This window comes from Caballeronia terrestris (assembly GCF_001544515.1).
In the GTDB taxonomy this organism is placed as follows: Bacteria; Pseudomonadota; Gammaproteobacteria; order Burkholderiales; family Burkholderiaceae; genus Caballeronia; species Caballeronia terrestris.
This window is the reverse complement of the sequence record NZ_FCOL02000296.1, coordinates 1-2,137: the sequence shown is the minus strand read 5'-3', so window position 1 is coordinate 2,137 and position 2,137 is coordinate 1. Positions and strand designations below refer to the sequence as shown.

At 53.8% G+C, this 2,137-nt stretch carries 3 protein-coding genes and 2 pseudogenes; 1 reads left to right on the top strand and 4 read right to left on the bottom strand.

Annotated elements, in window-relative coordinates; all coding sequences use genetic code 11:
• Positions 1–23: 23 nt before the first annotated feature.
• Positions 24–290, bottom strand: coding sequence for a hypothetical protein (locus AWB67_RS41640; protein ID WP_200822409.1), 267 nt, complete (start codon positions 288–290; stop codon positions 24–26).
• Here AWB67_RS41640 and AWB67_RS42720 point away from each other — a divergent pair.
• Positions 261–515 (top strand): annotated as a pseudogene (locus AWB67_RS42720) (PTS sugar transporter subunit IIA); the annotation flags it as partial. The gene AWB67_RS41640 and the pseudogene AWB67_RS42720 overlap by 30 nt on opposite strands.
• Before the next feature lie 60 nt (positions 516–575).
• On the opposite strand, the pseudogene AWB67_RS40335 reads toward AWB67_RS42720, so the two are convergent.
• The 3 genes and pseudogenes from AWB67_RS40335 to AWB67_RS42715 all read right to left on the bottom strand — a co-directional run.
• Positions 576–680, bottom strand: a pseudogene (locus tag AWB67_RS40335) (IS481 family transposase); the annotation flags it as partial.
• Positions 681–790: 110 nt separating this feature from the next.
• Positions 791–1,744: a LysR substrate-binding domain-containing protein gene (locus AWB67_RS36740; RefSeq protein WP_235025580.1), complete on the bottom strand. Its 954-nt coding sequence runs from the start codon at positions 1,742–1,744 to the stop codon at positions 791–793.
• Positions 1,745–1,912: 168 nt separating this feature from the next.
• On the bottom strand, positions 1,913–2,137 hold a 225-nt coding region (locus tag AWB67_RS42715), incomplete at its 5' end, for a hypothetical protein (protein WP_235025579.1).

The window sequence follows — 2,137 nt, the reverse complement described above, 5'->3', positions numbered from 1 at the left end:
GTGATGTATGGCTGACTAAAAGCTTATGCGAATGTTCGTAAACGCCGAGTAAAAAGATCGGAGCCGGCAGTATTGAAGCCGTCTGGAAGATCCGCCCGACCGACGCATGGCACGCTTTGATGCGCGGCGAGCCAAGTCGACGTGATCATGCGCCCCGTCACGCTGACGATGCGCCCATTGAGAAACAGACCATTGGCGCGCTGCTGTCTGAGACGCATGTCTTGCTCGGACTGGATGCATCCCACCGTGAGGAACTCTTCGTGCGGTTGGGCGGTTTCTTCGAGTGTCACTGCGGACTGCCGGCCGCTGTGGTGACAGCAGCGCTCGCGGCACGTGAAGCGTTGGGATCGACCGGATTGGGGCAGGGCGTGGCGGTGCCGCACGGCCATCTCCGGTTTCTTAGTCAACCGCTGGTGGCATATGTTCGGCCGGTTTCGCCAATTTCCTTAGATGCACCAGACGGACAGGCTGTGAACAACATAGCCGTACTGCTCGTTCCCGGTTGGGCCGATAGTACCCACTTGCACTTACTCGCTGATGTGGCGCAGCGCTTCTGCAACCATCATGTCCGCGAAGAACCAGAACTCCGTCAGGTCCGTCAACAGCGAGCGCTCAACTTTTCCGTTTAGATGGGGCGAACGTGGCGGAATCGAACGGAATTTGATGCGCTCACGCATCAAGTGACATCATCTGCTCTATCGACGGAAGATTTTGACCGGGTTGCTCGTAGGAGCACGCATCGAGCTGCGCAGCAGCGAACCAAATCAGCAATGCGTACGTCATTGTGAAATCAAACAACCAAACTTTTAGGAAGCATCGCACGAATTTCACGGCGAGCGTGATCGATAAACGGTTTAAGGATAAGCGTCGAGGAGTTCCGCTGGGAAATAGCGATAGAGTAGTCGCTGATGAGGTTCGGTTCGAACGGTATAAATTTGAGTGCGGCGCCTGTGTATCCGGTCGCTGTGAGGGCGTCAATGATTGACAATCCCGCACCAGCTTCAACGAGCTTTAAGATCACAGAGGAAATCTGCGTCTCAACATTAATGCGGCGGTTGACATTGTGAGACAGCATAATCGAATCGATCTTCGTACGCGCCTCCATGAGCGGAGTGAAAGATATGAAGCTCTCGCCTTGGAAGTCTTCTGGCGTAAGTACATCTCGACAAGCAAGCCGATGGTCCGATGGCACAACGGCAACCATCTTTGCTGACACGAGGACGTCGGTGCTGCCGTGTCTTGTCGCTCTCAAGGGGACCATGGCAAAGCCAAGGTCGCAACGATCGCTGGCGACCATGTCCAGAACGATCGCCGAGCTGTGCATGTGCATCGTCACAAGGGCCTCTGGGTGCTCAGTAGCAAAATTCGCTATAGCTCGCGGGAGAAACGAATGTGCCATGGTCGGCGCCGCGGCAATCTCAATATGACCAAGCTTGAGTGTCTTGAGGTTCGATGCTGCATTTGCAATGCGCTCGATTCCTACCAATGATTGGTGCACATCTGCGAAAAGCAGTGCGGCCTCTGCAGTGGGAACTAGACGGCCTTTCTCACGCAAAAATAAAACGAGGCCGATACGGTCTTCTAGATCAGCAAGCAGACGGGTAACGACGGGTTGCGTTACTTCAAGCATCTCCGCTGCCGCTGTCACCGACTTCCGCACCATGATTGCGCGAAACGCCTCAAGGTGCCGTAACGTGATTTTTCTGTCCATAGCAAAATGACATAGGAAGATTGCATTATGCAATTGTACAACGCATTTTGATTGTATTAACCTTATTTGCACAGACACCGCACTGTGTGTCGCACTCATACTAAAAAGACATTTGAGATTTCCCTATCGCCAAGTTCCAGGTATTGCAACCTGCTGCGGTCGTCGCGTCTACGGGAATTCACCTACAAAGAAATATCGCAGCTAATGAACCTTATAAAGTTTTCCGCCCTCGTGATCGCTGGATTTGCGCTCGCCGTCAGCGATTACCCGAATGCGTCCGCTGCAGCTCCCGATAGTCGTCCGCTGATTGTCGTTAGTGCGAGTGCGGCAGACGTCTCTACGCTCGATCCAGCGCGGGCGACGAATTTTGGTGACCTCGGTGTTGTGTCTGAAATCTTCAACGGGCTTATGCGCTTCGCGCCGGGT